25 protein-coding genes are annotated in these 22669 nt (G+C 61.0%); 22 read left to right on the top strand and 3 right to left on the bottom strand.

Features of this window, described 5'->3' with window-relative positions:
* From pgsA to dapF, 8 genes are all read left to right on the top strand, one after another.
* Nucleotides 1-597, top strand: coding sequence for a CDP-diacylglycerol--glycerol-3-phosphate 3-phosphatidyltransferase (gene pgsA / locus HED64_RS17845; RefSeq protein ID WP_168153315.1), 597 nt, complete (start codon nucleotides 1-3; stop codon nucleotides 595-597).
* Nucleotides 598-629: 32 nt separating this feature from the next.
* The gene (locus HED64_RS17840) at nucleotides 630-1130 is read left to right on the top strand and encodes a CinA family protein (RefSeq protein ID WP_168153314.1); all 501 of its coding nucleotides are present in this window, start codon (nucleotides 630-632) and stop codon (nucleotides 1128-1130) included.
* A gap of 207 nt (nucleotides 1131-1337) precedes the next feature.
* Nucleotides 1338-1763 (top strand): helix-turn-helix domain-containing protein, encoded by a 426-nt coding sequence (locus HED64_RS17835; protein WP_132361409.1) that lies wholly within the window; start codon nucleotides 1338-1340, stop codon nucleotides 1761-1763.
* Between the two features lie 146 nt (nucleotides 1764-1909).
* The gene (locus HED64_RS17830; protein ID WP_168153346.1) at nucleotides 1910-2134 is read left to right on the top strand and encodes a DUF3046 domain-containing protein; all 225 of its coding nucleotides are present in this window, start codon (nucleotides 1910-1912) and stop codon (nucleotides 2132-2134) included.
* Between the two features lie 209 nt (nucleotides 2135-2343).
* Nucleotides 2344-3387 carry a recombinase RecA gene (gene recA / locus HED64_RS17825; protein ID WP_132361405.1) on the top strand — a complete coding sequence of 348 codons (1044 nt, stop codon included), beginning with the start codon at nucleotides 2344-2346 and terminating at the stop codon, nucleotides 3385-3387.
* Between the two features lie 4 nt (nucleotides 3388-3391).
* Entirely contained in the window at nucleotides 3392-4267 is an 876-nt protein-coding gene (locus tag HED64_RS20205; RefSeq protein WP_168153313.1) for a RecX family transcriptional regulator, read from the top strand.
* Between the two features lie 237 nt (nucleotides 4268-4504).
* Nucleotides 4505-5404 (top strand): tRNA (adenosine(37)-N6)-dimethylallyltransferase MiaA, encoded by a 900-nt coding sequence (miaA, locus tag HED64_RS17815; protein WP_168153312.1) that lies wholly within the window; start codon nucleotides 4505-4507, stop codon nucleotides 5402-5404.
* Nucleotides 5405-5469: 65 nt separating this feature from the next.
* Nucleotides 5470-6426, top strand: a complete 957-nt coding sequence (dapF, locus tag HED64_RS17810) for a diaminopimelate epimerase (protein ID WP_168153311.1) — start codon at nucleotides 5470-5472, stop codon at nucleotides 6424-6426.
* A 60-nt stretch (nucleotides 6427-6486) separates the two neighbouring features.
* Here the strand turns inward: dapF and HED64_RS17805 are convergent, their stop codons facing one another.
* Nucleotides 6487-7104, bottom strand: a complete 618-nt coding sequence (locus HED64_RS17805; RefSeq protein ID WP_168153310.1) for a class I SAM-dependent methyltransferase — start codon at nucleotides 7102-7104, stop codon at nucleotides 6487-6489.
* 571 nt (nucleotides 7105-7675) lie between these two features.
* On the opposite strand from HED64_RS17805, the gene hflX reads away from it, so the two are divergent.
* Both hflX and HED64_RS17795 read left to right on the top strand, forming a co-directional pair.
* A complete protein-coding gene (gene hflX, locus HED64_RS17800; protein ID WP_168153309.1) occupies nucleotides 7676-9247 on the top strand; it encodes a GTPase HflX in 1572 nt (523 codons plus the stop codon).
* A complete protein-coding gene (locus HED64_RS17795) occupies nucleotides 9240-11246 on the top strand; it encodes an ATP-dependent DNA helicase (protein WP_168153308.1) in 2007 nt (668 codons plus the stop codon). Before hflX ends, HED64_RS17795 begins: the two co-directional genes overlap by 8 nt.
* A gap of 121 nt (nucleotides 11247-11367) precedes the next feature.
* On the opposite strand, the gene lexA is transcribed toward HED64_RS17795, so the two are convergent.
* A complete protein-coding gene (gene lexA, locus HED64_RS17790) occupies nucleotides 11368-12087 on the bottom strand; it encodes a transcriptional repressor LexA (RefSeq protein ID WP_168153307.1) in 720 nt (239 codons plus the stop codon).
* Between the two features lie 289 nt (nucleotides 12088-12376).
* Here lexA and HED64_RS17785 point away from each other — a divergent pair, with 289 nt between their 5' ends.
* The 8 genes from HED64_RS17785 (at nucleotide 12377) to HED64_RS17750 (ending at nucleotide 18750) form a co-directional block, all read left to right on the top strand.
* Nucleotides 12377-12763, top strand: coding sequence for a LysM peptidoglycan-binding domain-containing protein (locus tag HED64_RS17785; RefSeq protein ID WP_168153306.1), 387 nt, complete (start codon nucleotides 12377-12379; stop codon nucleotides 12761-12763).
* Between the two features lie 112 nt (nucleotides 12764-12875).
* A complete protein-coding gene (locus HED64_RS17780) occupies nucleotides 12876-13997 on the top strand; it encodes a histidinol-phosphate transaminase (protein WP_168153305.1) in 1122 nt (373 codons plus the stop codon).
* 109 nt (nucleotides 13998-14106) lie between these two features.
* The gene (hisB, locus tag HED64_RS17775; RefSeq protein WP_132361388.1) at nucleotides 14107-14727 is read left to right on the top strand and encodes an imidazoleglycerol-phosphate dehydratase HisB; all 621 of its coding nucleotides are present in this window, start codon (nucleotides 14107-14109) and stop codon (nucleotides 14725-14727) included.
* A gap of 1 nt (nucleotide 14728) precedes the next feature.
* Nucleotides 14729-15364 carry an imidazole glycerol phosphate synthase subunit HisH gene (hisH, locus tag HED64_RS17770; RefSeq protein WP_132361386.1) on the top strand — a complete coding sequence of 212 codons (636 nt, stop codon included), beginning with the start codon at nucleotides 14729-14731 and terminating at the stop codon, nucleotides 15362-15364.
* 4 nt (nucleotides 15365-15368) lie between these two features.
* Entirely contained in the window at nucleotides 15369-15518 is a 150-nt protein-coding gene (locus tag HED64_RS17765) for a hypothetical protein (RefSeq protein ID WP_168153304.1), read from the top strand.
* Nucleotides 15519-15610: 92 nt separating this feature from the next.
* Nucleotides 15611-16360, top strand: coding sequence for a bifunctional 1-(5-phosphoribosyl)-5-((5-phosphoribosylamino)methylideneamino)imidazole-4-carboxamide isomerase/phosphoribosylanthranilate isomerase PriA (gene priA / locus HED64_RS17760; RefSeq protein ID WP_168153303.1), 750 nt, complete (start codon nucleotides 15611-15613; stop codon nucleotides 16358-16360).
* A gap of 135 nt (nucleotides 16361-16495) precedes the next feature.
* Nucleotides 16496-17410, top strand: a complete 915-nt coding sequence (locus tag HED64_RS17755) for an SseB family protein (protein ID WP_168153302.1) — start codon at nucleotides 16496-16498, stop codon at nucleotides 17408-17410.
* The gene (locus HED64_RS17750) at nucleotides 17407-18750 is read left to right on the top strand and encodes an MFS transporter (RefSeq protein ID WP_168153301.1); all 1344 of its coding nucleotides are present in this window, start codon (nucleotides 17407-17409) and stop codon (nucleotides 18748-18750) included. The genes HED64_RS17755 and HED64_RS17750 overlap by 4 nt, the downstream gene beginning before the upstream one ends.
* Before the next feature lie 155 nt (nucleotides 18751-18905).
* Here HED64_RS17750 and HED64_RS17745 read toward each other — a convergent pair whose 3' ends face one another.
* Nucleotides 18906-19271, bottom strand: a complete 366-nt coding sequence (locus HED64_RS17745; RefSeq protein ID WP_132361378.1) for a DUF1844 domain-containing protein — start codon at nucleotides 19269-19271, stop codon at nucleotides 18906-18908.
* Between the two features lie 183 nt (nucleotides 19272-19454).
* Between HED64_RS17745 and infC the strand changes: the two genes are divergently transcribed.
* The 4 genes from infC (at nucleotide 19455) to HED64_RS17725 (ending at nucleotide 22667) form a co-directional block, all read left to right on the top strand.
* Nucleotides 19455-20567, top strand: coding sequence for a translation initiation factor IF-3 (gene infC / locus HED64_RS17740; RefSeq protein WP_132361376.1), 1113 nt, complete (start codon nucleotides 19455-19457; stop codon nucleotides 20565-20567).
* 125 nt (nucleotides 20568-20692) lie between these two features.
* Nucleotides 20693-20887 (top strand): 50S ribosomal protein L35, encoded by a 195-nt coding sequence (gene rpmI, locus HED64_RS17735; RefSeq protein ID WP_132361374.1) that lies wholly within the window; start codon nucleotides 20693-20695, stop codon nucleotides 20885-20887.
* 105 nt (nucleotides 20888-20992) lie between these two features.
* Nucleotides 20993-21673 carry a 50S ribosomal protein L20, sunset domain variant gene (rplT, locus tag HED64_RS17730; protein WP_132361372.1) on the top strand — a complete coding sequence of 227 codons (681 nt, stop codon included), beginning with the start codon at nucleotides 20993-20995 and terminating at the stop codon, nucleotides 21671-21673.
* A gap of 85 nt (nucleotides 21674-21758) precedes the next feature.
* Entirely contained in the window at nucleotides 21759-22667 is a 909-nt protein-coding gene (locus HED64_RS17725; protein WP_168153299.1) for a TrmH family RNA methyltransferase, read from the top strand.
* Nucleotides 22668-22669: the final 2 nt, after the last annotated feature.

Here is a 22669-nt window from a genome sequence, read left to right as displayed (position 1 = left end):
GTGACTGAATCCCCAGCAGAACAGCAGCCAGCTCCCGTCCCCACCCTGAACATCGCCAATGTGCTCACCGTGCTGCGCATTATCATGGTCCCGTTCTTCATTTGGGCCTTGGTAGCAGACGAGAAGGACTACGGAGTGATGCGCTGGGTGGCAGTGGCCATCTTCGCCGTCGCCATGTACACCGACAAGCTGGATGGGGATCTGGCCCGCAGCCGCGGACTGATCACCAACTTCGGAAAGATCGCCGATCCGATCGCCGACAAGCTGCTCACCGGCTCCGCACTGGTGATGTTCTCGATCTTGGCCGAGTTGCCCTGGTGGATCACCATCGTGATTCTGGTCCGTGAATGGGGCATCACGTTGGTGCGCTTTGTGGTGATCCGTTATGGCGTCATGGCTGCCTCGCGCGGTGGCAAGCTGAAAACCGTGCTGCAGGCAGTGGCCATCGTGCTGTACCTGCTGCCGTGGACCTTTACCTTTGACTGGTTGCATGCCGTGGCATTTGGCGTCATGCTGCTCACCCTGGCCGTCACCGTGGTGACGGGTGTGGACTACCTTGTTAAGGCTTGGCAGCTACGCGCTGCCGCCACCAAGTAGCAAACTCACTTTTGAAGGAGCGGAACGCGACCATGTCGGAATCTACCACCGCAATCCGTGCTGCCGAGGTCATCGCGGCGGCCAGCGCTGCACAGCTCAGCCTGGCGACGGCCGAGTCCCTGACCGCCGGCATGATTGCGGCCTCGCTCGCAGCGGTTCCCGGTGCTTCCGCCGTGCTGATGGGCGGGGTCGTGAGCTACTCGAGCACCGTCAAGGCCAACGTGTTGGGCGTGGATTCGGACTTGCTCGCCGAGCGCGGATCCGTTGATGGAGAGGTAGCCCGGCAAATGGCTATTGGGGCCAGGAACGTCTGCGGCGCAGATCTTGCGGTCTCCGCCACCGGTGTGGCTGGCCCGTCAGCGCATGATGGCAAGGCCGTGGGGACCGTGTTCCTCGGATTTGCCACCGGATCGGACAGTGGCTTCATCGAGCAGCATTTCAGTGGTGATCGTGAACAGATTCGCCGCGCCAGCAACCTCGCAGCCTTAGACTTGCTACTCTCCCATCTGCTACCCAGCAAGCACACAGCTTGATGCGGTTATCTTGTTAAAGATCGGTTTGTGACAAGAAAGCAGAACGATTAGCCGTATTTGTGGAAATGTTTCCACATGCATGGCTAAGGTGGGGGCGTGGGAACAAAAAACGACTCCCGGTAGTTATTACCCATGACAGGCACAAAACAGTGACCTGCACCGTTCGCCCCACAAGGCATTTAGGACCGGAGAACAAAGGCAATGCACATGGTCAAGCAACCAGTATCGGTAAACGGTGTGGTCCGTTGGCGTGATGTGGGCCTTCAGAGCGAGGTCCGCCGAGACAAAGAGGAGCGCAAGATGGTAGTCCTTCGACATGAAATCGGTGATGTCCTGCGCGACGTTCGTCAACGTCAAGGTCGCACCCTGCGCGAAGTCTCGCACAGCGCTCGAGTTTCACTCGGATACCTCTCCGAGGTTGAACGCGGACAAAAGGAAGCCTCCTCGGAGCTTCTTTCCTCCATCTGTGGCGCCCTCGAGGTTCCGCTATCTCTGATGCTCCGCGAGGTCAGCGATCGCATCGCCATCACCGAAGGTATCGTCATCCCGGACACGGTCCCCGTGGACCTGACCAGCGAATTCGCTGGCGACTACCCGGCAGAACTCGGCAAGCGCCTCGCCCCGAGCCACTAAGCACTAGAGCTAAAACCCCGGTGGTGTACCCGGGACGTAGCAACGTTGGCCCCCGGGTCGGTGTTCGGTTCTCACGAACTAAGACTCCGACTCGGGGGCCAACTCACTTAAACGCAGGCTGGGATTTGGCATGGCACAATAGCCGAGTGCGAATGAGTGATTTTTGGCGTCTGATGGACGATGAGTTTGGTGCGGGCTACTCCCGCACGCTGGCTTCCACCCTGGTGTTATCCGCGGTTGGCGGAGTGAGCGCGGATGAAGCGCTAGCCAAGGGAGTGCCGCCGCGAGATGTGTGGTTGGCCCTGTGTGCGATGCAGGATGTGCCACCGGAGCGACACTTTGGCAAGGATGTCCCGCTCAAGGAGCGGTAGAATATTCGAAGAAACACATCCGCTCCATTCGAATATCTATTCGGGACCGTGTAGTGTTCTAGATGAAAGCTCGATGGGGCGTGATGCGCTGTTTTCCACAGCAAATCCGTTCCAAAACCAAAGTGTCGGCCCATGGTCGTACGCTCGTGGATAGACAAAGAGTACCGGCCGCTTCCTGATGGGACTGGCCCCAACAACCGAGGTGAACAATGGCCGCAGGTAAAGATCGCGAGAAGGCTCTCGAAGCTGCACTCGCACAGATCGACAAGCAATTCGGCAAGGGTTCGGTCATGCGACTGGGCGATAAGACCGTTGCGCCCATTGCAGCCATCCCGACCGGTTCGGTGGCCTTGGATATCGCATTGGGTATTGGCGGACTGCCGCGTGGCCGCGTCGTGGAGATCTACGGTCCGGAATCCTCGGGTAAGACCACCGTCGCACTTCACGCCGTTGCTAGCGCACAGCGACTCGGTGGCATTGCCGCATTCATCGATGCCGAGCACGCTCTGGATCCCGAATACGCCAAGAAGTTGGGCGTCGACACCGATGCACTCTTGGTTTCACAGCCCGATACCGGCGAGCAGGCCCTGGAAATCATGGACATGCTCGTGGGCTCCGGTTCCGTGGACATCGTCGTAATTGACTCCGTTGCCGCCCTGGTACCGCGCGCCGAAATCGAAGGCGAAATGGGCGACAGCCACGTAGGTCTGCAGGCCCGCCTGATGAGCCAGGCGCTGCGTAAGATTACCGGCCGTCTGTCCCAGACCCGCACCACCGCGATCTTCATCAACCAGCTGCGCGAAAAGATCGGCGTGATGTTCGGTAGCCCGGAAACCACCACCGGTGGTAAGGCGCTGAAGTTCTACGCATCGATCCGCATCGACGTTCGCCGCATCGAAACGTTGAAGGAAGGCACGGTGCCGGTGGGTAACCGTACCCGTGCCAAGATCGTGAAGAACAAGATGGCTCCGCCGTTCAAGCAGGCCGAATTCGACATCATTTACGGTCTCGGCATTTCCCGCGAGGGAAGCCTCATCGACATTGGTGTGGACCAAGGCTTCGTCAAGAAGTCCGGAGCCTGGTTCACCTACGACGGTGACCAGCTTGGCCAGGGTAAGGAAAACGCACGCAAGTTCCTGCGTGATAACCCCGATCTCGCCAACGAACTTGAACGCCAGATCCTCGAGAAGCTCGGCATTGGTCAGGCCGCCGAGGACAGCGCCGAAACGCTGCGCGTGGTCAAGGAATCCTAATTCCGTGAGCACCACCAAAGACCAGGGCGGTTCGTCCGGCTCCCGTGGGGGAGCCGAACGGCCGCTTTGGTCGTTTCCAGCAGATGGCAACTCGGATTGGGGTGTGCCCACCGAAATTCCCGGCTGGGCGCAAAGCCCAGCAGCCAGCCAGGCGCCAGCACCCGAGCAAGCCCCCGGGCCACCGGAAACCAAACCGGCCTTCGGGGAACGTTCCGGATTCGCCGGACGCAGCGGTTCGCGCACTTCCACACGATCTGCCAGCGGCGCCGGCCGAGGTTCCTGGGGCAGTGGTGGACGTTCGACGCGGCAAGGGACCAAACGCGCCGCACCCCGGGCTCCACGCGCCCGCGCCAAGAAGGAAAAGACCGATCTTGAGCCGGTGATCCTCAGTGACGAGCAGTACGCCACCAAAGGTCGCGCCATTCTGCTGCGCCAGCTCACCGCCTCGGCCAAAAGCCGGGCTCAGCTCAAAACCAAGCTGCTGGAAAAAGAGATCCCGGAGCACGTGGCCGAGGAATTACTTGACCGCTTTGAGGAAATCGCGCTCGTGGACGACGAGGCCTTCGCCGAAGGGTGGGTTCGCTCCCGAGCCCGCAGTCGCGGACTGGCACGTTCGGCCATTCGCCGCGAATTGCGGGACAAGGGCATCGAGGGCGAAATGGCCGAGACAGCTCTTGAACAAATCGATGAAGACGCCGAGGAAATAACCGCTCGTGATCTGGTGGAGCGCAAGCTTCGTGCCCCTTCCATGGGGTTGGACCGGGAGAAAAGTGTTCGTCGGCTCGTGGGCATGCTGGCTCGCAAGGGATATTCACCGGGTCTGGCCTTCCGCATTGTCAACGCCGCCTGGGAAGAACGCTTCAACGGTGACGACGATTGATTCGTGGCCCCGCATTTCGGGGCCATGCCAGTGCCTAATTGGGTAACCTTGGATGGTGCCTTCGAGCATCTCCATGAATTGGCCGACCCATCGCACAATCCCGGTCACCGTTCGCGCGCAGAGCGAGAGATCACCAGCAAACAGAATCCTGTAGCGTTCCTACGGTAGGCAACTGAATTATTCGCGGTATGTCTCCGGGCATGCCCAGCCTTTCCACCACCACGTAATGAGCCCACGATGCACCTCCCTATCCTTGCCATTCTCGGGCCAACCGGCACCGGAAAATCCGATCTTTCCATCGCCCTGGCACAAGAACTGGGCGGCGAAATTGTCAACGCGGATGCCCTGCAGTTCTACCGCGGCATGGATATTGGTACAGCAAAACTTCCTTTGGCCGAGCGTGGCTCGATTCCACACCACCTCTTGGACATCATGGATGTTGGGGAAGAAGCCAGCGTCGCGCGTTTCCAATCGACTGCTCGAGAAACGTTTGCGGATATTCGTTCGCGTGGCCACGTCCCCATTTTGGTGGGTGGCTCGGGGCTCTATGTTCGGGCAGCACTGGACGAAATCGATTTCCCGCCCACCGATCCCGCGGTTCGGGCACGGCTCGAAGCCGAAGTGCAAACCGTCGGCATTGGCCCTCTGGCCCAGCGGCTGGCCGAGGTTGACCCAGAATCGGCGGCACGAAACCTTGATGAACGACGACTTGTTCGTGCCCTGGAAGTTTACGAAATCAGTGGAAAGCCCTTCAGCTCCTACATGCCTCAGCGTCGATACCACGCCCCGGCCGTGCAGATCGGACTGAATATTGATCGATCACTCTTGCACCAGCGCCTCGCACAGCGGGTGGACAAGATGGTGGATCTGGGATTGCTTGATGAGGTGCGCCGGCTCGATGCTCAGGGTCTTCGCGAGGGCAAGACCGCATCGAGGGCCATCGGCTATGCGCAATTCTTGGCCGTTCTCGACGGAACCATGTCGATGAAGGAAGCCACGGAAAAAACGGTGATAGCCACCCGGCAGTTTGCGCGCCGACAGGTCACTTGGTTCGGCGCCGATGATCGAGTGAACTGGTTTGACCCGACGGAAAAAGATTTGCTCCCAAGGGTCTTGGACCGTATCCGCAATTCCTGAAACCACACTCCGGTGCTGAGTTAGCAAATAGGCCACTCGAGGGAGCTGCACGTATTCTTAAAAGCATGAGCGCGAGCGAACCCACCACGACAAAAGCACCCACCCTCGAGTCCCTCGTGGGCAACCTGCCCTATGCCAAGGGGCACGGGACGGGCAACGATTTTGTGCTCGTGGCTGACCCCACGGACCAGCACCACATCGATAAGCACCAGGTGGCTGCGCTGTGCGATCGGCACCGCGGTATTGGTGCCGACGGACTGATTCGTGCGGTACCTTCTAAGTTCCTAGCCGAGGGTCGCGAGGTGCTGGAATCAAGCCCTGATGCCTACTGGTTCATGGACTACCGCAATAGCGACGGATCAATATCCGAAATGTGCGGCAACGGAGTGCGAGTTTTTGTCCACTTCCTGCTGGCCGAAAAACTGGTTGAGCTGCCTGTTGGCTCCCAGCTGTCCATCGGAACGCGCGCCGGAGTGAAGATTGTGACTCGGCTAAACGACGGTTACGCGGTGGACATGGGTCCCTGGGAATTTATCTTTGAGCAGGCTGCCACCGAAAACGGACTCGATTCGAGGGTGAGCACCGCTGGGCTGGAAAAGGTGCGTGGAGCGCTGAGCATTTCCATGGGTAACCCCCACACCGTGGTGGCCCTGGCCAATGAGACTGAGCTGGAAAATCTGGAGCTTTTTACCATTCCCGAGGTTCTGCCGCTTCCGCCGCATGGCACCAACGTTGAATACGTGGTGGCCGCGGACCCGGTAGTCGTCGAGGGCGTGGGATCGCTACGCATGCGTGTGCACGAACGTGGTGTGGGTGAAACCCTCGCCTGCGGCACCGGTGCCTGCGCCGCCGCGATGGCGACCCGACACTGGGCCCAGGCCTTGGACGTATTGCAGTGGAAGGTTCAGGTGCCAGGAGGCGAACTGGGCATCGAATTCACACCAGGTGCCACCGGCCGCGAACATGTAGTGCTCAGTGGGCCGGCGGTTCTGGTCTCCCGCGGTGCGATCTCCGCCAGCTAAAAACGACAGTGGCCGAATTCCTTCAGGGAATTCGGCCACTGCTTAATCTTCGGATGGGGGCTAGGAAGCCTCGGGGCGTGCCACTCGCAGGATGCGGAAGGCATTATCGGTCGAGACCCGCTCGACGGTCCAGTCCTCGGGCAGAACGCCGATCATCCACTTCTGCAGGGAATCGGCGCCCAGATTCTTCTGGACCACCAACCAGGCGATTCCGCCCGGGGCCAGACGGGGGAGCCAGAGCAGCAAAAGCTCGTGAAGAGCTTCCTTACCGATCCTGATCGGTGGGTTGGACCAGATGGTGTTGTACGTCATCGCCGGGTCGATGGACTCGGGCAGCGCCACGACAACGTTTTTCAAGCCGATCGTCGCTGCGTTATCGCGAGTGAGGGCGAGGCTTCGTTCATTAACGTCCACCCCGTACACCGTGGCCTCGGGCGAGGCCATGGCCATGCTCAGGGCAATGGGACCCCAACCGCAGCCGAGATCTAGGAGATTTCCGCTGCTTGCGGGATCGGGTACACCACCCAAAAGGATGGCGGTTCCCTTGTCGATTCGATCCGGGCTGAAGATGCCACCGGAGGTTTCTAACCTGTGCACGGTGCCACCCAAGGGGACGCTAATTTGGCGCCGCTTCTCTGGGGTGGAGGGCTGGGGGCTGAAATAATGTTCCGGGCTCATGTTGGCAGGTTAACCGCCCGGGGGTTCCAAACCCAAACTGGGGAAGCCGAAACGGTGCCATCTGGGGTGTGAGATGCCTCAAAGCGGCCCCGAGAATTAAGTGATAGAGTTTTCCCTATGACTTACCTGTAAGACGCTGAGTGCCCTCGCACACACCCGTAGTCCTTCCCGCCAAAGCCATGCGCTCATTGGTGGAAGTAGACCGCAGCCGGGTGGCAGTAAAAAGCGCCATAAGTCATTCCCAGCGTGTCCCAGGCACCGAGATCAACCACAGATTTAGATTTCGGTTCCAGCCAAGGGAACATTTTTCAGCCGAGAATCGCTATACAACATGTCGCCTTCACTGTCTTCTGGCCGCTTCGCTCGCGCAGCAACCGAAGCCGAGCTCGCCCGACACGCACGATCAACAACATTGCACAGGGTGCGGCCCCTCATATGAGGGCCGGATCCGAGTAGGGGATACACCTTGCAGAGACCACACCACGATTCGGCCCATGACATTGATTCGACCCGCAAACACTCTTCTGTCGGCGCGGGGCACTATTCTGGAATACAGCAAGCAAAGGGGAACATGACCAATTCACAGCCTTCCGGCCAGCAGCATAACGACATGGACGAGGCTCAGCTTCAGTCCACGATCGAACGAATCCTTGCCAGTGACAAGGCCTCAGCGAGCAAAACCGCGCATTTTGGTGCTCCGGAAGACGAGGGGATCGTTTCCGGTCGCGCCCAGGCGCTGAGCAATCTCACCCGCGAGCACTCGGCCACGGATGGGGATCAAGAAGACCTCGCCGAACGTCGGGCGCTGCGCCGCGGTGCAAGCCTGTCCACCGAGCTTGAGGACGTCACGGAGGTCGAATACCGCCAGCTGCGCCTCGAGCGCGTGGTCCTCGCCGGTATCTGGAATGAAGGCACCGTTGAAGACGCGGAGAACTCTCTGCGTGAGCTGGCCGCCCTGGCCGAAACCGCGGGCTCCGAAGTACTAGATGGTGTGGTTCAGCGCCGTTCCAAGCCGGACGCCAGCACCTACCTCGGCTCGGGCAAGGCCCAAGAGGTTCGCGCCATTGTTGAAGCCACCGGCGCCGACACCGTCATCATCGACACCGAGCTTGCCCCCTCGCAGCGTCGCGCCCTTGAAGATGTTGTCAAGGTCAAGGTCATTGATCGCACCGCACTGATCCTGGACATCTTTGCTCAGCACGCCAAGAGCCGCGAAGGTCGAGCCCAAGTTGAACTGGCCCAACTCGAATACCTGTTGCCGCGTCTTCGTGGCTGGGGTGACTCCATGTCACGGCAGGCCGGTGGACGCGTCGGTGCTGCCGGTGGTGGCATCGGTTCCCGTGGTCCGGGTGAAACCAAGATCGAATTGGACCGCCGCCGCATTCGCGACCGCATGGCCAAGCTCCGCAAGGAAATCAAGGCCATGCTCCCGGCTCGCGAAGCCAAGCGAGCTAACCGCAAGCGCAACGAAGTGCCGTCGGTGGCCATCACCGGGTACACCAACTCGGGCAAGTCCTCGCTGCTCAATCGCCTTACCAGCGCCGGTGTTCTGGTGGAAAACGCGCTCTTCGCCACGCTGGATCCCACGGTTCGTCAGACCGAAACCGAAGATGGTCTGAACTACACGCTGGTGGATACGGTGGGCTTTGTGAAGTCACTGCCGACCCAGTTGGTTGAAGCATTCCGTTCCACCCTTGAGGAAGTGGCGGACGCCAACCTGATCCTGCATGTGGTTGACGCCGCGCACCCGGATCCGGAGGGCCAGATTCAGGCCGTGCGCGAGGTGCTCAACGATGTGGATGCCCGGAACATTCCGGAAATCATCGTGCTGAACAAGGCAGATGTGGCAGATCCTTTTGTTGTTGAACGCTTGCGCCAGCGCGAACCAAACCACGTCATCGTCTCGGCGCGCACCGGTGAAGGCATTACGGAACTGCTGGAAAAGATCAGTGCCGCAATTCCGCGACCCAATGTCCAACTAGAATTGATGATTCCCTATGATCGAGGCGACGTGGTCAATAAACTCCACGGCGCCGAGGCCGAAATTTTGGCCGTCGAGCATACCGAAACGGGAACGCGCATGATGGTCAAGGTCCGCGAAGGCATGGCCGCAGAAGTGGAGCAATTTAGTATTCATGGCTGAGGAATCAGAGGTCATCGCCCTGTTGGACGAGGCAGTGTCCAGCATGGGCGGTCAAAGCCGTCCGGGCCAGCATGAAATGACGCGCCAAGTGGTGCGCGCCATGGAAAGCGGAGAACACCTGCTGGTGCAGGCAGGAACCGGCACGGGTAAATCCATGGCGTATCTGGTCCCCGCGTTGGCTCACGCCCTGGAAGCGGAAAAGCCCGTGGTGATTTCCACCGCAACACTGGCCCTACAGGCACAGATCGTGGGCCGGGACGTGCCCCGGCTTTTGGCCTCGCTGAAAGATCAACTACCGCGCGAAATGGATGTGGCTCTAGTTAAGGGCCGCTCCAACTACGTATGCCAGTACAAGCTCAGCGGCGGCTACCCGGATGACGACGAGGGTGCACTATTTGCCCTTGATGCGGGCATCCCGGTGGTTGGTGGTCCCGGTGATGGTCCGGGCTCCAACCTGGGCAAGGAAGTGGTGCGCCTGCGCCAATGGGCAGAACAAACCGACACAGGTGATCGTGATGACATCACTCCCGGAGTCAGCGACAAGGCGTGGCGCCAGGTATCGGTGAGCGCCATGGATTGCCTGGGCGCTCAAAAGTGCCCGATGGCCTCAGAATGTTTCAGCGAGTTGGCCCGAGCCCGCGCCGCTGAAGCCGATGTCATCATCACGAACCATGCGATGCTCGCCGTCTCGGCGTTCGAGGGTATCGCGGTACTTCCCGACTTTGATACCGTCATCATCGATGAGGCCCACGAGCTCCAGGACCGGGTGACCAGCTCGGTCACCCGACCGTTATCCGTGAGCATGGTCCAGAGCGCGGCGTCCGCGGCCCGTAAGCACTGCTCGGTCAGCGTTGATTCGCTGAACCAGGGCGCCAAGGCCTTGGCGCGTGCCCTCGAGGGAGTCCCCACGGGCCTGATGGCCCACGGTCTTAATCCCGAACAGCAGTCGGCGCTGAACCAGATCGCCGAAGCGGCACGCGTGGTGCTCTCGGACTCCAAACCGGAGGCTAATGCACCGGCCGATGGTGGTCGGCAGATGGCGCGCTCCCAGGTCATGTACCTGGTGGACCAATGCACCAAGATGCTGGAAATGACGGAGGAGCGCGAGGTGGTGTGGGCCTCGCGTCCTGGACACTTCAGCCCGGGGGAGGGCTACGTGCAGCCCGACGAATCGAGTCAACCCACCCTGAACGTTGCACCGCTCTCGGTGGCCGGCAAACTGCGCGAAGGTCTCTTTGATGGGCGCACCGTGGTGCTCACCAGCGCCACCCTAGCCATCGGTGCCGCCTTCGAGCCCGTTGCCGGTGCCCTAGGGCTGGTGGGTGACGGCGCTCCGACCTGGAACGGCGTAGACGTTGGCAGCCCCTTCGACTACCCCAAACAGGGCATTTTGTATGTTGCTAAGCATCTGCCCAAGCCGGGACGACAGATGTCTCAGGAAACCCTGAGCGAGATTGAGGACCTGATCAATGCCTCCGGCGGTGGGGCACTGGTGCTGTTCACCTCGCGCCGCGCAGCGGAGGACGCTGCGGAGATCTTGCGGGCCCGCATGGACATCCCGATCCTGTGTCAGGGGGAGTCCAGCATGAAGGCGCTGGTAGATCAGTTTTCCGCGGAGAAGGACACCTGCCTCTTCGGCACCATGACGCTCTGGCAGGGTGTTGATGTCCCGGGCAATGCCTGCCGTTTGGTGATCATCGACAAGATTCCTTTCCCGCGCCCGGATGATCCGCTCTCATCCGCGCGGAGCCGCGACGTTGCCAAGCATGGTGGAAACGGATTTATGGCCGTGGCTGCCAGCCACGCGGCGGTCCGATTGGCCCAGGGTGCGGGACGTTTGATCCGTTCGATTAATGACAAGGGTGTGGTGGCCGTGTTGGATTCTCGTCTTGCCACCGAACGCTACGGAACCTTCCTGCGCGCCTCGCTGCCGCCCCTGTGGTCAACTCCGGACAAGGCGACGGTTATCGCCGCACTTGAGCGCCTCAGCGAAGACTGAGTGCCTTTGCACCGGGTCCCCAGCCGTGATGACTGGGGACCCGGGGAAGCGCTAGATATACGTCAGGGCCGGTCAATTGACCGGCCCTGACGTATATCGAGGATGAGTGGTGGGATTGCCCCTAGATGGAGCGCATCACCGAGACGACCTTGCCCATGACGGTGGCAGTGTCGCCGAGAATTGGTTCGTAACGGGAGTTCTGCGGCAACAACCAGGTGTGCCCGTCACGTTGGCGGAACGTCTTGACGGTGGCCTCGTCTTCGAGCAGGGCCGCAACGATGTCACCGTTGTTGGCCGTCGGCTGGCGTCGGACCACAACCCAGTCACCGTCGCAGATGGCTGCGTCGATCATGGAATCGCCGCTGACCTTGAGCATAAAGAGTTCGCCGTGGCCAACCAGTTGGCGTGGCAGGGCGAAAACGTCCTCCACGGCCTGATCCGCGAGGATCGGCCCGCCTGCCGCGATGCGCCCAACCAGCGGCACCATGGCGGTATCAGCGGAGGTGGTGAGCTCGGAGACGTTCATGCCGTTAGCTGCCTTCAAATCCGCTTGGCCATCAACAGCGTCAAGTTTGGATTCGCTCTTAAGCTGCAGCGGCAACAAGATTTCCATGGCCCGCGGACGACGCGGATCGCGGCGGATGTAACCAAGCTTTTCAAGCTGGCTGAGCTGGTGGGTGACGCTGGAGAGGCTGGCTAGCCCCACTGCGTCCCCGATTTCGCGCATCGAGGGCGGGTAGCCGTTGTGGCTCACCGAGCGCTGGATGGTCTCCAGAACCTTCTTCTGACGGATCGTCAGGCTCTTCGCGTCGCGTCGAGGGGTTCGTTGTTCGGTCGTCATTGTCAATGCCTCATCCCGATCGTCGCCGGTTACCCGCGCGTGCCGCAAATTGTCGGTGCGTGCTGATGTAGTAAATACATCGCTCCACTCCCTTCATCCTAGTAGACAAAGACACTATTTTCAAAGATTTGTTCGAACAGATCTGGACAGGTGTCGTCGAAAAGTGCTAGAAATAAGATACGCACTCCGAACACATGTTCGATAGACACGTTCGAATAACCGTCGCGTGTTCGATAAGGAGCTCCGGCTCCACCACCGAACATACGCACCTTGAGGAAAGGCAAAGACGATGGCAAACACTGCTCTCTCGGCCCAGCTCCACCTAGTAACAGCAAACGACTACCCAATCGACCTGCAAGAGCACCTGGCGCCCCTGCGGTTGACCCGACGCGGAAAATTCGTGTTGATCGGTGTTCCAATCTTCATCATCAGCACAGTAGTGCTGATGCTCTTGGGACTGTTCCTCTCACCAGCAAAGGCCTCCGACTCGGTGCCGCTGGGTGTTGATGCGGTCACCGTTACCGTCATTGAGGGTGACACGCTGTGGGGGATCGCCCGCGAATTCGCCCCGGAACTTGAACCGCGTGAAGCGATCCGCCAGATCGGCGACCTGAATAACCTGAACAGCTCGGTACTGCAGGCAGGCACCGAACTCTTCGTTCCGACCGGGAGCTAACGCAGCAAGAGCGCCCCTTGGCTCGTGTCGCAGCGCACCTATGCGAACCGATTATTACCGGGGCGCCGCGCAAGATTCTCGACCCGCTCTACCGCCGCCGTAGACTTGAAGCGTGAATGAACGGCTAAATCGCCTGGCAAATTTGCCCCTGCGAGAGAATCTTCAAGGTCTTGCCCCATACGGCGCACCCCAAATTGACGTCCCCATCCAACTGAACGTCAACGAAAACACCCATCCTCTTCCCGCAGAGGTGCATCGCGCCATCGTCGAAGAGGTATCCGCCGCCGCCGTGGGCTTGAACCGCTACCCCGACCGGGAATTCACCGAATTACGCGAACGACTGGCCGCCTACCTTGGCCATGGACTGGCTGCCGAGAACGTGTGGGCAGCCAACGGCTCCAACGAAGTGCTTCAGCAAATTCTGCAGGCATTCGGCGGCCCCGGCCGCTCGGTGATGGGATTCCCTCCCACCTACTCGATGTATCCGCTACTGGCCTCCGGAACCGACACGACCTACATCCCTGGCGTGCGCTCGGCGGACTACGGCCTTTCGGCACACGATGCTGCCGAACAGGTGAAGGCGGCTGCACCCAACATCGTGTTGCTGTGCTCACCGAACAACCCCACCGGAACGGCACTGGGGCTGGACGTGGTCGAAGCCGTATATGAGGCAGGTCGTGCCAGCAACACCGTGGTGATTGTTGACGAGGCCTACGCCGAGTTCGCTCACACCGGCACCCCGTCGGCACTTTCCTTGCTGCCGGGACGCGAACGGCTCATCGTCTCGCGCACCATGTCCAAGGCCTTCGCCCTGGCTGGTGCCCGAATCGGCTACCTCGCAGCGGCACCGGAAATCTCCGATGCCATTCGCCTGGTTCGTCTGCCGTACCACCTCTCTGCTGTCACCCAGGCCACCGGCAACGCCGCGCTAAAGCACATCGATACCTTGCTGGCCAACGTTGAAGCCATCAAGGTGCAACGCGACCGCATCGTTTCCGAACTGACCCGCCTGGGCTTCACCCCGGCCTCAAGTGATTCAAACTTCGTCTTCTTTGGCGGAGTGAAGAACACCAAGGCCATCTGGGAAGGCCTGCTCGAAGCCGGAGTCATCATCCGTGACGTGGGTATCCCCGGGCACCTGCGGGTCACCGCCGGCACCGAGGCCGAAACCACTGCCTTCTTGGTACGCCTCGAGGAATTGTTAACACAGGGTGTAAACAACTCTCCAAGCTAAACTTGTGGCGGTTGGCATGGTCGGCCGGGTGCGAAGAACGTTTTCAGCCCGTCCGCCTAGCAGCCCGCCCCCACATCCTCTTCTCAACGCCTGATCCAAAGGAATGTGCATGTCTGCCGAAAAACTCACGGGTCGTCGCGCTCGCCTCGAACGCAGCACCAGCGAGTCATCCGTCCTCGTCGAAATCGATCTGGACGGCACGGGCCGCTCGGATATCAGCACCAGCGTCCCGTTCTATGACCACATGCTCACGGCCCTGGCCAAGCACTCGCTCATCGACATCACCGTTCGCGCCACGGGGGACACCCACATTGACGTCCACCACACCGTCGAAGACGTGGCCATCACCCTCGGTGAGGTACTGCGCACCGCATTGGGCAACAAGGCAGGCATTCGCCGCTTCGGCGAAGCCACCGTCCCGCTGGACGAAGCCCTGGCCAACGCCGTAGTTGATATCTCCGGCCGGCCTTACCTGGTCCACTCCGGGGAACCAGCAGGTCAGGAATACCACCTCATCGGTGGGCACTTCACCGGATCGCTGACGCGACACGTTTTTGAGGCACTGACCCTGCACGCCCAGATCTGCGTGCACATGACAGTGATCGCCGGCAGAGACCCGCACCACATCGTTGAAGCGCAGTTCAAGGCGCTGGCACGCGCCCTGCGTCAAGCCGTGGAAATGGACCCGCGGATCGGCGACGCCATTCCCTCCACCAAGGGCGCGCTCTAAGATGGCGGCCAAGACCGTCACCGTCCTTGACTACGGATCCGGCAACGTCCGCTCCGCTGTGCGCGCCCTGGAAGCAGCCGGTGCCGAGGTAAAACTCTCGGCCAAGCCAGATGACATCCTGAACTGCGACGGATTATTTGTGCCAGGCGTTGGCGCCTTTGCCGCCGTCATGCAGGCACTCAAAGACGTCGGCGCCATCCGTTGGATCGGTCGGCGCATCGCTGGCGGCCGCCCGGTACTCGGCGTCTGTGTTGGACACCAGGTCTTCTTCGAAGAGGGCGTGGAGCACGGGATCCGCACCGAGGGCATCGGCGAATGGCCCGGTACCGTGGCGCTGCTCAAGGCCCCGGTCGTGCCGCACATGGGATGGAACACGCTCACCCCGCCGGCCGGCAGCAAGCTGTTCGCCGGCATCGAGGATGAACGTTTCTACTTCGTGCACTCCTATGCCGTGCAGGAATGGAACTTCGAAGTTGCCCAGCCCAAGATGATCCCACCACAGATCACCTGGGCCGAGCACGGGGGACCGTTTATTGCCGCCGTGGAAAATGGTCCACTGTGCGCCCTCCAATTCCACCCGGAGAAGTCCGGCGACGCCGGAGCCAAGCTCCTGCGCAACTGGCTGGAGACCCTCTAACACCATGTGGTCAATTATTTTGATGGCCGCCGCTGGCCTCCTCGCCGGCGGAGCCCTCTCCCTGCGTCAACAACGAGCCCACCTGTCGTGGGTCATCACAGTCTGGGTGCTGGCCGGGCTCTCGCTCTTCGCCGCCTACCGGCTCACGCTCTAACCCCACGGAGCAACCGGCCCGCCGGTTTGCTGGCCAGCCGCTGTATCCCCAGCCGGATGCGGCCTCGTCCTAGAAACAACCAAGGAATGATCATGACCGAGAACTCACAGCCCATCCTGGAATTGCTTCCCGCCGTCGACGTGGTGGACGGACAGGCAGTACGCCTGGTCCAGGGCGAGGCCGGATCCGAAACCGGATATGGCAACCCGCTCGACGCGGCCCTGGCCTGGCAGAATGCCGGAGCCGAATGGATCCACCTGGTGGACCTCGATGCGGCCTTCGACCGTGGCGACAACACCAAGATCCTGGGTCGCATCGCCAGCGAACTGAACATCAAGGTTGAACTTTCCGGCGGCATCCGTGATGATGCATCGCTGGAGCGCGCCCTGGAATTCGGTGCCACTCGAGTGAATCTGGGCACCGCCGCTTTGGAAAATCCGCAGTGGACTGCCCGCGCCATCGCCCGCCACGGAGATAAGATCGCCGTCGGACTCGACGTACGTGGCACCACCCTCTCGGGTCGCGGCTGGACCAAGGAAGGCGGGGATATCTGGGAGGTCCTGGCCCGCCTGGAAGATGCCGGATGCGCCCGTTATGTCGTCACCGATGTCACCAAGGACGGAACGCTGCGCGGTCCCAACGTGGAACTGCTGGCCCAGATGTGCGAGCGCACCTCCAAGCCGGTCGTCGCCTCCGGCGGCATCTCAAGCCTCGAGGATCTTCGAGTCCTGCGCGAACTGGTCCCCAACGGCGTTGAAGGTGCCATCGTGGGCAAGGCCCTGTACGCAGGAAAGTTCACCATGGCGCAAGCTCTGGACGTCGCAGGTCGCCGCTCGGTTTAACGCCAGCAGCAAGCGAGTTTCGCCACACCTCCGGGGGTGCTCCGCAGGAGCCCTTGGCGTGGTTGGCGGGTTACGGGGCCGGAGGCGCACTTAGTGCCGTCCGGCCCCGGACCGCGTGCAAGATAGCATGTGGATATGAGCTCGCATTCTCCTTCTTCCCCACCATCATCCGGAGCCGAACGGCACCTGCCCGGACACATCGCCGCGGCCCTGCAACGGGCCGGTGGACCGCTGGACTCTGCGGGTCAAAGCTGGGATGGACGCGACCTCAGCGGTGAAGGTAATCCGCTGCACAATTTTGATAACGACACCGGTCTGATCGACGATCGGCTTCACACAGCTCTGAGCGAGCTGGTCACCGGTACCGGCAGTGAGGCGAAGGTCCATAGCGCTCTGGCCCAAGCACGCGTCTACATCGCCGTCGTGGCGCAATTGGCCGAGGGTGGTCTGGGGGAGCACGGCTTCACCGAAGACAAAGAGGCCGACATGGCCCTGATCACGCTCAACGCTCCGGATGGCCGCAAGGCACTGCCGGTCTTCAGCAGCGTAGCGAACCTCCAGGCGTGGCACACCGGGGCCCGCCCGGTCGCCGTGTACGCGCCACGGGCAGCCCTCTCCGCCGTCAGCGAGGACGCCGCGCTCCTGGTTCTTGATCCGGGAGCCGACTTCACCTTTGTTTTGCGCCGCCCGGCCATGTGGGCCCTGGCCCAACAACAAGAATGGATCCCCAGCTACCTCCAAGAGGAGCTGGCCACCATCGTGGCAACTCAGGTGAGTGACGAACCTGCCCTGGCGAGCATCAAGATGGCGCCGGGCCGCGGGGTGGGAACCCGAACTGCCGCAGGGACCAGCGTTCCCGGTGGGGGACCGGGCCCGGAACTGCGTCTGGAATTTGGTTTCCGCCCCGGTACCGATGAGGCCACGGCACGTGCCTGTGTTGGGCGTGTTCACTCGCGGCTGGCCGCTATTGCGCAGTTTGCCGAAAACGTTGATTCGCTGGAAGTTACCATGGCAGCCGGTGCCGCACCAGAGAGTGATTCTCGGGCATGAAATTTGGACGTTATGGGCAGCTGCTGCGGCAACCGGGCATCACTCCGCTACTGCTGATTGGCATGGTGGCCAGGCTGCCGCACGCCTCCGTTGGCATGCTCTTACTGCTGCACTTGGTCAATGAGCTGGATCGGGACTGGGGCTCGGCAGGCTTAGTGGTGGCCGTCATGACCATTGGTATCGCCCTAGGTGCCCCGTGGCGCGGCCACGTCGTTGACCTCTACGGATTACGCCGGGCACTGATTCCATCCATCATTGTTGAGGCGGTGGTGTGGAGCATCGTTCCGCACGTTTCCTTCTACTGGATTATGCCCTTGGTGTTCGTCGCAGGGCTGTTCTCACTGCCGGTATTCTCCGTGGTGCGCACGGCATTGGGCGTGATGACCACCGGGGATACCCGACGTTCGGCGTTCGCTTTGGATGCGATGAGCACCGAATTCGTCTTCATCGTCGGCCCTGCCTCCGCGGGCATCGTGGCCACCTCGCTGAATACCACCGTGGGGATGAGTGGCGTGGCCATCGCCGCGTCACTGAGTGGTCTGTGCCTGATGTTGTTGAACCCTCCGACTCGCTCCGGGCAACCCGGAGCCGTGGCGACCAGGGCCAACCCGCACGAGGAACGTCTGGGTGCCGAGGCCTCGCTGATCGCTGCCGGCCCCGGTGGGCTAGCGGATGTTGAAGGTGAACTGATTTTGGCCGGTGGTAAGTCCAGGCGTGCGCGGGTCGCGGCACGGGGCAGGGACTTCCGCCACAAGTTCGGTTGGGTTAGTGCCTCGGTGGTCGCGGTATTCATCGCCGCAGCCGGGGCGGGACTTGTCCTCTCCGGTACCGAGGTGGGCATCATTGCGCTGCTGGAACAAGAACAAAGTGAAGGCCAACTGGGCATCGTCTTCCTGCTCTGGTGTGGCGCATCGCTGATTGGCGGTCTGATCTACGGCAGCATGCAACGACGCATCTCACCCATTATCTTGTTGCTGGCCATGGCGTTGTTGACGGTGCCCATGGCCTTTGCCAGTAACACCATTTCACTGGCTTTGCTTTCGGTACTGCCCGGACTGCTCTGTGCTCCGGTGCTCTCTGCGGCCTCCGAATGGCTGACGGATCTGGTGGCGGAGAAGCGCCGTGGCGAGGCCATGGGGTGGTATGGGTCGGCATTGACCAGCGGTACGGCTCTTGGATCTCCGATCACCGGTGCCACGGTGGATGGGTTCGGGGCCGGCGCAGGATTCCTGGTGGTCGGGATCTTGGGTGGCTTTATTTGTGTGGTGGCCCTGATCGCCCAACAGTTGCGTAGGCATCGCGCGCGGTCTCATTCACGCACGCTGATTCTCGGCGACTGATACATCAACTCGGCTCCGGCCGGGCAAACAATGAGGGCCCAGTTCAATAAGAACCGGGCCCTCTTGGCGTTTCGTGGTCTGTGAGGTTGGTTTGTGCTTAACCTCTCAGGGGTACTTCAGATGTTGCTGCGGTGTGGTGGAGATAGTTGGTTCGCTTAGTTCACTGGGCCGGTGAGCTTTTCGCCCGGGCCCTTGCCTGGCTCGTCCGGGAAGGCCGATGCTTCACGGAAGGCCAGCTGCAGTGAACGCAGTCCGTCGCGCAATGGACCTGCGTGCTGCGAGCCGATTTCCGGGGCTGCGGAGGTAACTAGGCCGGCCAAGGCAATAATAAGCTTGCGGGCTTCGTCGAGGTCTTTCAGTTCCTCGGCGTCGTCGCCCGCGGCCAGACCGCACTTGACGGCAGCGGCGCTCATCAGGTGAACGGCGGCGGTGGTGATGATTTCAACGGCAGCCACTTCGGCGATGTCGCGAATCTCGTTCTCGGCGTTAGTGGAGACCGGATTGGTTTCAGGAGTACTCATACTGCTAAGCTTTCCATAGACCGACTGAATCTTTGTATTTGGATGCATCATCTTACCGATGGATGTGACCAGAGAGTCATGGATTCAGTACGCAAGTGGAGGCCACCTCCCACCCGCAGCAGCCAATTTTAGGCGGCCGGGTAAGTTCGGTGTTGATCATTCCCACGGGAATTGATTGGCTGGATGAATTTTCATCGATCGAATCTGGGGCCCCCGCCTGCACCTGCAGCCGAGGGCCTTTCCTTTTGCTGGGGTGGCCTGAAACTACGAACTACTCAGGAGCAACACATCAGCGATCCACGCATTAATGATCGAATCCGCGTCCCAGAGGTGCGGCTTGTCGGCCCTGCCGGTGAACAGGTTGGCATTGTCCGTATTGAGGATGCACTTCGTCTTGCCGTCGAGTCCGACCTTGATCTCGTGGAGGTGGCGCCCACCGCGAAACCTCCCGTGTGCAAACTGATGGACTTCGGAAAGTACAAGTACGAGGCCGCCGTCAAGGCACGCGAAACTCGCAAGAACCAGACGAACACCATTCTGAAGGAAATTCGTTTCCGACTGAAGATCGATACGCACGACTACGAAACCAAGGTCGGACACGCACTGCGGTTCCTCGGAGCCGGTGACAAGGTCAAGGCCATGATCCAGTTCCGTGGTCGTGAGCAGCAGCGTCCGGAAATGGGTATTCGTTTGCTCAACAAGTTTGCCGAGGCAGTAGCCGAGGTCGGACTTATTGAGTCCTCGCCCCGTATCGATGGCCGCAACATGGTCATGGTCGTTGGACCGCTGAAGAACAAGGCAGAAGCTAAGGCCGAAGCCCGTCGTTTGGAACAGCGCGATGCCGATAAGGCCAAGGCAGCTAACCCCAAGGCAAAGATGGATACCTCGGAGCCTCAGGGCGACATTGGTGGATCCGTTGCCGATGTCATCGAGTCCGACATCATGGAAAAGCTTGCCAAGGTACGTGCGGAAGCAGCAGCCGAAGAGGCAGCCGCCAAGCTTGCACCCAAGGTCGCACCGGTTCGGAGCGCCCCTGTGGCGTCGAAGGCCCCTGCGAAGTCGGCTCCGGCCCGCGAAGGCTCCAGCCGCCCGGCAGCCGCAAAGGCTCCGGTACGTACGGCAGCTAGCCGTCCGGCAGCAGCAGCTGCGGCCCCACGGCCGGTAGTTGCAGCCAAGCCGGCCGTAGCTCCCAAGCCAATGGCGATTCCCAAGCCAATGGCAATGCCACCAAAGCCTGCGGGCAAGCCGGGTCCTAAGCCCGCAACCCGCGCCGCCAAGCCGGGAACGTCCAAGTAAGGACGCCTCCGCGCAGGGCACGCTCGTAAGAGCAACACCAGAACCACGGATTTCCCGCAAACGCGGGAGTTCGCAAGATCCCCGGCCCGACAGGTCCCCGGGAGTAAGTAAGGAGAACGGCGGATATGCCGAAGTTCAAGACCCACAGTGGCGCCAAGAAGCGCTTCAAGCTCACCGGTAGCGGCAAGCTCGTGCGCCAGCAGGCTAACCGCCGCCACTACCTGGAGCACAAGTCTTCACGACTTACCCGTCGCCTGGCTTCTGACCAGTTGGTCGCCAAGGCGGACGTAAAGACCATCAAGCGGATGCTCGGTATCTAACTCAGTCCGTCTGGGGAACCCAGTACCGGGTTCTCGACCACATAAAGATTTTTCGTTCGTCCGCTTGGATGCGGTACGACGAGACAGAAACAAAGGAGTACACACGTGGCACGTGTGAAGCGGGCGGTCAACGCCCATAAGAAGCGTCGCGTCATTCTTGAACGCGCAAAGGGTTACCGCGGACAGCGTTCGCGCCTGTACAAGAAGGCGAAGGAGCAGCTGCTCCACTCGTTCGTGTACAGCTACGGCGACCGTCGCAAGCGTAAGGGCAACTTCCGTCGCCTGTGGATCCAGCGCATCAACGCTGCATCCCGCGCCAACGGCATGACCTACAACCGCTTGATCCAGGGCCTGAAGGCTGCTGCGGTTGAGGTTGACCGTCGTATGCTCGCCGAGCTGGCTGTCTCGGATGCCAAGGCATTCGCAGTACTGGTAGAGGTTGCCAAGAGCGCCCTTCCGGCAGACGTCAACGCTCCGGCAGCTGCTGCCGAGGCTCCGGTTGCTCCGGCCGCCAAGAAGGCTCCGGCCAAGAAGGCTGCAAAGGCTGCCGCTCCGGCCGCCGAGAAGGCTGAAGTTGAAGGCGCCGTCAAGGCCGTCGAAGGCGAAGCTGCTCCGGAAGGCTTTGTCATCAAGGGCAACGCCCAGTCGAACAAGTACCACGTACCGGGCTCGACCTGGTACGACCAGACCGACGCCGAATACTGGTTCAACTCTGTTGAAGCAGCCAAGGCAGCCGGCTTCGAGCCTGCAGGTGGCGAATCCCGCCAGCAGATCAAAGATGCCTAGTCTATGAGCTCATAAAGCTTTAGCCAAAGGGACGGAATCGCTTGCGATTCCGTCCCTTTGTCATCTCCCCGGTAAAGTCGTAGTTATGAACCGCCCTGGATACTACGACGAACCCATGAACAACCTCGGTGCCGAACGCGTGCGTGAAGTTTCGCGCCTGGCCACAAAGAGTGGACGTGCCCACAGCGGCGAGTTCCTGGCCGAAGGCCCGCAGGCCGTGCGCGAGGCCCTGCGCCAGCACCTAGAGAACGCCGAGAACAACCGCGACGCGGTAGTCAACACCATTTATGCCACCGACGATTGCCTCGATCGGTACCCCGAATTTGAAGAAATGGCTGCCAAGGCCAAGGGCGTGCGCAGCCGCGTCGTCAGCCCCGAGGTGCTGGCCGGCATGGCCGATACCGTGACCCCACAGGGCATCGTGGCAGTATGCCGGATCCCCGAAATCAGCCTTCAGGATGTCGTTGCGGCCAAACCGCGCCTCGTCGCGGTGCTGTGCCGGGTCCAGGATCCGGGAAATGCCGGAACCATTCTGCGTGCGGCCGATGCAGCAGGTGCCGACGCGTTTATCCTCACCGGCGGCAGCGTAGATATCTACAACCCCAAGGCCGTACGTTCCACGGTTGGGTCCCTCTTCCACTTGCCAATCGTCACCAACGTCTCCCTCGAGGAAACCGTGGAGGCCTTCAAGAACGCCGGCAGCACCGTCTTGGCAGCCGACGGTTACGGAGCAACCAACCTCGATACGCTCCTTGACGCCACAGCCGCGCGACGCGCTGGTCTCGAGACTCCCGATGCACCGGACATGCCAGTTCTGGAGAACCCCACCGTCTGGCTCTTCGGTAATGAAGGTGCGGGTCTCAACGAAGCGGAACTGGCCAGGGCCGATCACCGCGTCGCCGTGCCGCTGTATGGTGTTGCCGAATCGCTGAACGTTGGAACGGCCGCGGCCGTGTGCATGTACGCCTCGGCTCGGGCACAGCGCACCAGTTAACC

The organism is Paeniglutamicibacter terrestris (genome assembly GCF_012271785.1).
Classification (GTDB): Bacteria; Actinomycetota; Actinomycetes; order Actinomycetales; family Micrococcaceae; genus Paeniglutamicibacter; species Paeniglutamicibacter terrestris.
This window is presented reverse-complemented; position numbering and strand designations above follow the sequence as displayed.